Annotated in this window: 7 protein-coding genes and 1 pseudogene; 5 read left to right on the plus strand and 3 right to left on the minus strand. The window is 73.2% G+C overall.

What is annotated here, in order from left to right; genetic code table 11:
• From GA0115242_RS41570 to GA0115242_RS12665, 4 genes and pseudogenes are all read left to right on the plus strand, one after another.
• A pseudogene (locus GA0115242_RS41570) lies at window positions 1–469 on the plus strand (ATP-binding protein); the annotation flags it as partial.
• Window positions 466–942 carry a roadblock/LC7 domain-containing protein gene (locus GA0115242_RS12655; protein ID WP_093827715.1) on the plus strand — a complete coding sequence of 159 codons (477 nt, stop codon included), beginning with the start codon at window positions 466–468 and terminating at the stop codon, window positions 940–942. The pseudogene GA0115242_RS41570 and the gene GA0115242_RS12655, both read left to right, overlap by 4 nt.
• A 37-nt stretch (window positions 943–979) precedes the next feature.
• Window positions 980–1,420 (plus strand): DUF742 domain-containing protein, encoded by a 441-nt coding sequence (locus GA0115242_RS12660; RefSeq protein WP_093827717.1) that lies wholly within the window; start codon window positions 980–982, stop codon window positions 1,418–1,420.
• A complete protein-coding gene (locus GA0115242_RS12665; protein ID WP_093827719.1) occupies window positions 1,407–2,009 on the plus strand; it encodes a GTP-binding protein in 603 nt (200 codons plus the stop codon). The genes GA0115242_RS12660 and GA0115242_RS12665 overlap by 14 nt, the downstream gene beginning before the upstream one ends.
• A gap of 75 nt (window positions 2,010–2,084) precedes the next feature.
• On the opposite strand, the gene GA0115242_RS12670 is transcribed toward GA0115242_RS12665, so the two are convergent.
• From GA0115242_RS12670 to GA0115242_RS12680, 3 genes are read right to left on the minus strand one after another with little or no spacing between them, the layout of a single operon-like run.
• A complete protein-coding gene (locus tag GA0115242_RS12670) occupies window positions 2,085–2,753 on the minus strand; it encodes an ABC transporter permease (RefSeq protein ID WP_093827721.1) in 669 nt (222 codons plus the stop codon).
• Complete coding sequence (locus tag GA0115242_RS12675; RefSeq protein ID WP_093827723.1) at window positions 2,750–3,466, minus strand: ABC transporter permease; 717 nt, start codon at window positions 3,464–3,466, stop codon at window positions 2,750–2,752. Before GA0115242_RS12675 ends, GA0115242_RS12670 begins: the two co-directional genes overlap by 4 nt.
• Window positions 3,463–4,593: an ABC transporter ATP-binding protein gene (locus GA0115242_RS12680; RefSeq protein WP_161353114.1), complete on the minus strand. Its 1,131-nt coding sequence runs from the start codon at window positions 4,591–4,593 to the stop codon at window positions 3,463–3,465. The genes GA0115242_RS12675 and GA0115242_RS12680 overlap by 4 nt, the downstream gene beginning before the upstream one ends.
• A 371-nt stretch (window positions 4,594–4,964) precedes the next feature.
• Between GA0115242_RS12680 and GA0115242_RS12685 the strand changes: the two genes are divergently transcribed.
• The coding region (locus GA0115242_RS12685) for an ArnT family glycosyltransferase (RefSeq protein WP_093827725.1) at window positions 4,965–6,492 on the plus strand (1,528 nt) is incomplete at its 3' end.

Raw genomic sequence — 6,492 nt, forward strand, 5'->3', positions numbered from 1 at the left:
CACCGGCCGTCCCGCGCCCGCGCCCTCCGGGCCGCGCCCCGCGGCCGGTCAGGACCGGGCGCCCGGGGGCGATCAGCACCCCGACGCCCTCCCCCGCCGTGTGCCCCGCCGGGACGAGGCGCAGCCGCCCGTCCGGTCCGGGCAGACGCCGTTCATCCCCAAGGCCCGCGCCGAGGCGACGCCCGAGGAGCCGACGCTGTCCGTACCACCGCCCGGCGACGGCTCCCGCCCGTTGCGCCGCCGTGTCCGCGGAGCCACCCTCCGCACCACTCTCGACGACGACCAGATGTCGTCCCGGCAGGCCGCGAAACCCGCTGACGCGGACGCGGTCCGTGACGCCCTCGACGAGTTCGAGGCGGCCGTGGAACGCGCCAACCGCGACAGCGCGGTCGCGGCCCGGCCCGACTCCCCCCACAGAACCACCGACCAGCACCACCAGAACGACCTCCCGGAAGGAGCGGAGCAGTGAGTACGTCGACAGGTGACACTCCGACGGGAGGCGTCACGCCGACCGATCTCCAGGCCGCCGCAGCCGACTTCACCTGGTTGCTCAACCGGTTCGCCAACGAGACCGCGGGTGTCGTCGACGCCATCGCGGTCTCCTCGGACGGCCTGCTCATCGCCGTCTCGGAGCTGCGGGAACGCGCGCACTCCGAGCGGCTGGCCGCGATCGTGTCCGGCATCACCAGCCTGGCCGCGGGCGCCTCGGGCAACTACGGTCTCGGCCGTCTGAACAAGGTCATCATCGACCTGGAGGGCGGTCACGTCCTGGTCTCCGCGATCGGCAGCGGCGCCGTCCTCGGCGTGGTCGCCGACAAGGAGGCCAAGCTCGGCAACATCGCCTACGAGATGACGCTGTTCGCCAACCGGGCCGGGTCCGCGCTCAGCCCGCAGCTCGTCCTGGAGCTCAAGAACAACGTCGGCGTCCCGCAGACCGGCTGACCGGTCACCCACCGGTCCGGAAAGGAAGACGAGACACATGGCCGACGGCCGACCACCGGACGGCGAGGACGCACTGAGACAGCCGGGCCAGGACCCGGTCGGCCCCGCCCCCGCGGTACGGCCGTTCCTGGTCACCGCCGGTCGGGTGGCGCCCAGCGCGACCGGCCGGCCGGTGCCCGTAGAGACCCAGGTGGTGGCCACCGCCGGGGGGCTCACCGTGCTCGACGGGCTCTCCTTCGAGCAGCACGACATCGTCGCCGCCTGCCGGCTGCCGCAGTCCATCGCGGAACTCGCGGCCCGGCTGCGGCTGCACCTGAACGTGGTGCGGGTCCTCGCCGAGGACCTGCGCACGGCCGGTCATCTGACGGTGTACGTGCCCGACATCGACATCACCCGCGACGCGTCCGTCCTGCGCAGGGTGATCGATGGCCTCCGGGCCATCCCCGACTCCCGAGGGGTACTCCGTGACACCGAATGACCCGGCCGGCCGCACCCCGGCCGCACCGGTGGCCCCCGTACGTCCGCCGCTGCCGGTCAAGATGGTGATCGCGGGCGGGTTCGGCGTGGGCAAGACGACCGCCGTCGGCGCGATCTCCGAGATCGAGCCGCTGACCACCGAGGCCGCGATCACCGAGGTCGCGGCGGGCGTGGACGACCTGAGCCACACCCCGACCAAGACCACCACCACGGTGGCGATGGACTTCGGGTGCCTCACCATCGACCCGACGCTCAAGCTGTACCTGTTCGGCACCCCGGGGCAGGAGCGGTTCGGGTTCATGTGGGACGACATCGTCGAGGGCGCCCTGGGCGGCCTCGTCATCGTCGACACCCGCAGGCTCGACGACTGCTACGCGGCGGTCGACTACTTCGAGCACCGGCAGATCCCGTTCGCGGTCGCCGTCAACGCCTTCGACGGCCAGGTCGAGCACAGCATCGACGAGGTCCGCTGGGCGCTCGACGTCGCCGACCGGGTCCCCGTAGTGGTCTTCGACGCCCGGGAGCGCGGCTCGGTGCGCGACGCGCTGCTCGTCGTCCTGGAGCGGGCCCTGGCGCGCACCGAGGGCTGAGCACACCACGGAGGGCGGGCCCGGGACGGACATCGTGTCCGTCCCGGGCCCGCCCTCCGTGGTGCCGCCGGGTCCTCAGTGGCCCCGGCGCACCCCCGGGGAGACGGTGAGGCGGGCGACCGCCCAGAAGAAGCCCAGGGTGACCAGGGCGAGCACCGCGACCAGGCTCGCGCCGCCCACCACCTTCTCGTAGTTGCGCTGGTAGAGGCCGTCGACGATGTAGCGGCCGAGGCCGCCGAGGCTCACGTAGGCGGCGATGGTGGCCGTCGAGACGATCTGGATCGCCGCCGAGCGCAGTCCGCTGAGGATCAGCGGGAGCGCGACCGGGAGTTCGACGTGGAAGAGGATCCGCGACTCGGCCATGCCCATGCCGCGCGCGGCGTCCACCGGGGACGGGTCGACGGAGCGCATGGCCTCGTACGTGGTGACCAGGATCGGCGGCACGGCGAGCACCACCAGCGGGATCATCACCGGCAGATGGCCGAGGCCGAGCAGCACGAACATCAGCACCAGCAGCCCGAAGCTGGGCAGGGCGCGGGCGGCGGTGGCGATCAGCGCGAGGCTGTTGCCGCCGCGTCCGGTGTGGCCGGTGACCAGGCCGACCGGCAGCCCGATGGCGGCGGCGATGCCGAGCGCGATCAGCGAGTACTGGACGTGCTCGCGCAGCCGGGTGGGGATGCCGTCGTAGCCGTGCCAGTGGGCACTGTCGCTGAAGAACTGCTGGATGAAGTGGAGTACGTTCACCGGGCGGCGTCCTTCAGGACGGGCGCGGCCGGTTCGGGCCGGGCCTCGGCGGGTGCGGGGCGGGCGGCGCTCCTGCCGCGGGGCATCCAGGGCGTCAGGACCGTCCGCAGGACGACCAGCGCGGCGTCCGCGGCGATGGCGAGGACGGCGGTGCCGATGACGGAGAGCCAGATCAGCCGGGGCTGGTGGTAGATCATGCCGTCGTTGAGCAGGTTGCCGAGCCCGCCCTGGTTGCCGATCAGCATGCCGACGCTGACCAGCGAGATGCTGGAGACGGTGGCCACCCGCAGGCCCGCGATGATGGCGGGCGCGGCGATCGGCAGCTGCACCTGGAGGTAGCGGCGCAGCGGGCCGAGGCCCATCGCGGTCGCCGCGTCCATGGTCTCCTGCGGCACCGAGCGGACGCCGTCGACGAGCGCGGGCACGAACACCACCAGGCTGTAGACGGCCAGCGGGATCATGACCGTCGTCTCGGTCTGCCCGGTGTAGTCGATGAGGACGACGAAGAAGGCGAGCGAGGGCACCGCGTAGAGCACGGTGGTCACCCACAGCACCGGCGGGTAGAGCCAGCGCAGCCGGACGCAGAGCTGGGCCAGCGGCAGCGCGACCAGCAGTCCGGCGGCGACCGGCACCAGGGCCAGCCGCAGATGGAGGACGACCAGGCCCCAGTAGGTGTTCTGGAGGTCGCTGGGTATCTCGAACAGGCCGCTCACCGGGCGGCCTTCTCATCGGCGGGGGCCGCCGCGTGGGCGCTGCGGATGGCCTCGGCGACGGTCTGCTGGGAGACCACGCCGGTGACCCGGCCGTCGGCGCCCACCGCGACGGCCCACCCGGTGGGCGAGAGGACGGCGCAGTCCAGGGCGGCCCGCAGCGACTCGGTGGCGTGCTCGAAGGGGCGGCCGTGGCCGATCAGCCGGGCGGGGTCGATGCGGCCCGCGGTCAGGGTGTGCGGCTCGCCCCAGCCGAGCGGCCTGCCGTCGAGCCCGGTGACGAGGAGGTAGGGCACGTCGGGGGTGGCGCGGGCGGCGATCTGCTCGGCGGTGGCGTCGACGGCGACCACCGGCGTGGTGAGCAGCGGGAGCCCGGCGGCGGGGAAGAACGACAGCCGCCTGATGCCGCGGTCGGCGCCGAGGAAGTCCTCGACGAAGGCGTCGGCCGGGTCGGTGAGCAGTTCGGCGGGCGGCGCGAACTGGGCGAGCCGTCCGCCGGTGCGCATCACGGCGACCTTGGTGCCGATCTTCACGGCCTCGTCTATGTCGTGCGTGACGAAGACGATGGTCTTGCCCAACTCGTCCTGGATGCGCAGGAGTTCGTCCTGAAGGCCCTTGCGCACGATCGGGTCGACGGCGGAGAAGGGCTCGTCCATCAGGAGCACCGGCGGGTCGGCGGCGAGGGCGCGGGCCACACCGACGCGCTGCTGCTGGCCGCCGGAGAGCTGGTAGGGGTAGCGCTTGGCGAGCGCGGGGTCGAGGCCGACCCGGCCCATCAGCTCGCGGGCCCGGTCGCGGGCGCGGGCCTTGTCCCAGCCGAGCAGCCGGGGCACGGTCGCTATGTTGTCGATGATCGTGCGGTGCTGGAAGAGACCGGCGTTCTGGATGACGTAACCCATGGACCGGCGCAGGGTGTTGACGGGTTCCTTGAGGATGTCCTTGCCGTCGATGAGGATCGTGCCCTCGCTGGGCTCGATCATCCGGTTGATCATCCGCAGGGTCGTGGTCTTGCCGCAGCCCGAGGGCCCGACGAAGACGGTGATCGCACGGTCGGGAATGTCCAACGAGAGGCGGTCGACCGCCACCGTGCCGTCCGGGTACCGCTTGGTGACTGAATCTATCCGTATCAAAACGCCGAATACCCTTCGGGTTTTGGCAGATCTTGCTCTCTTCGGCCAACGGTTACGGGCCGTCGCGGGGCAAAGTCTAGACGGCCCGCGGCGCGGCGGGGCGGCCCGTCCACGCCCCGGTCGCCGCGGACGGCGCGAACGGCCGCCGCGGGCGCGCGCCCCGGGGCGCGACGGCTCCGGCTGTGCCGTGCCTGTGAGTCCGCTGATTCTCACCCTCCGCTCAGCGCGCACCCAGCGCGCACCGAGGAACGGCCCCGAAGGTCGAGGCACGCGGTCGCCCGCCCCACCGGGTCGGGGCGCCGCGCCGACACCACCGCCGTCCTGCCCGCCGGGGCGCGCGCCTGGCCCTTCGAGCACCTGGAGCACGCGTCATGACGACCCTCGCCCCACCGCCCGCGCCCGCCGCCCCCGAGGGCAGGCACCGGGGCCCGGCACGGCCGTCCTCGCGGCTGGGCCGGGTGTTCACCGGCGCCCCGGAGGACCCCCGCTGGGCCCGCCCCGCGCTGTGGGCGGTCCTCGCCCTGGCCACCGCGCTGTACGCCTGGAACATCACCTCGCTGACCGGCAACAGCTTCTACGACGCGGCCGTCTACAGCGGCACGAAGAGCTGGAAGGCGTTCTTCTTCGGGGCGTTGGACGCGGGCAGCTTCATCACCGTCGACAAGCCGCCGTTCGCGCTGTGGGTGATGGGCCTGTCGGCGCGCGTCCTCGGGTACGGGACCTGGCAGTTGGCGCTGCCGATGGTCGCCGTCGGGACCGGCTCGGTGGCGCTGCTGCACCGCATGGTGAAGCGGGACTTCGGGGCGGTGGCGGCCACCGTCGCCGCGCTGGCGCTCGCCCTCACGCCGATCACGGTCGCCATCGACCGGGACACCAACCCGGACCCGGTGCTGGTCTTCCTGATGCTGCTGGGCGCCGCCGCCCTGATGCGCGCGGTGCGCACCGGGCGGCTGCTGCCGCTGGTGTGGTCCGGGGTCGCGATCGGCTTCGCGTTCAACACGAAGATGATGCAGGCGTACGTGGTGCTGCCGGTGTTCCTCGTGGTCTACCTGTGGGCCGCGCGCGTCCCCCTCGGCCGCCGGCTGCGCAATCTGGCGGTGGCGGCGGTCGCGCTGGTGGTCTCCAGCGCCTGGTGGATGGTGGTCGTCGACCTGATCCCGGCCTCCTCGCGGCCCTACATCGGGGGTTCGACCGACAACACGGTCTGGGACCTGGTGATCGGCTACAACGGGTTCGGCCGCATCCTGGGCGCGTCCTCGTCGGTCGGCTCGCAGGGCAACGGGGCGAGTTTCGGCGGGAGTTCGGGCCTGTACCGGATGTTCAACGAGATCATGGGCGGTCAGATCTCCTGGCTGATCCCGTTCGCGGCCGTCGCGCTCGCGGGTGGTCTGGTGCTGCGCGGCCGGGCGCCCCGGACGGACCCCGAACGGGCGGCGCTGCTGCTGTGGGGCGGCTGGTTCGTGCTGCACTACCTGACCTTCGCGCTCGCCGAGGGCACCTTCCACCCGTACTACGTGACCGCCATGGCCCCCGGTGTCGCGGCGCTCGCGGGCGCGGGCGGGGTGCTGCTGCACCGGGCCCTGCGGGAGCGGCGGGCCGTCCCGTGGGCGTGGGTGCTGCCGCTGGCGGTGGCCGGGAGCACCGGGTGGGCGGTCGTCCTGCTGGAGCGGGTGTCGGGCGAGGGCGCCCTGTACACGGTCGCCGAGGCGGTGGCCGCCGTCGCGGGCACGGTCGCGGTCGCCGGGCTGCTCGCCGGGCGGTTCCTGGGCCGGCGGCGGCTGCTGGGGCTCGCGTCCCTGGCCGCGGTCGTCGCGCTGCTGGCCGGTCCCGCGGCGTACTCCGTCGCGGCGGCCACCACCGCGCAGGCCAACGGCACCAATCCGACGGCGGGTCCGAGCA

Source organism: Streptomyces sp. SolWspMP-5a-2 (assembly GCF_900091845.1).
GTDB lineage: Bacteria > Actinomycetota > Actinomycetes > Streptomycetales > Streptomycetaceae > Streptomyces > Streptomyces doudnae.

Bases quoted from the DNA above. Each gene is read 5' to 3' on its own strand.
- GA0115242_RS12660 (WP_093827717.1), top strand. From the start codon at position 980: ATGGCCGACGGCCGACCACCGGACGGCGAGGACGCACTGAGACAGCCG.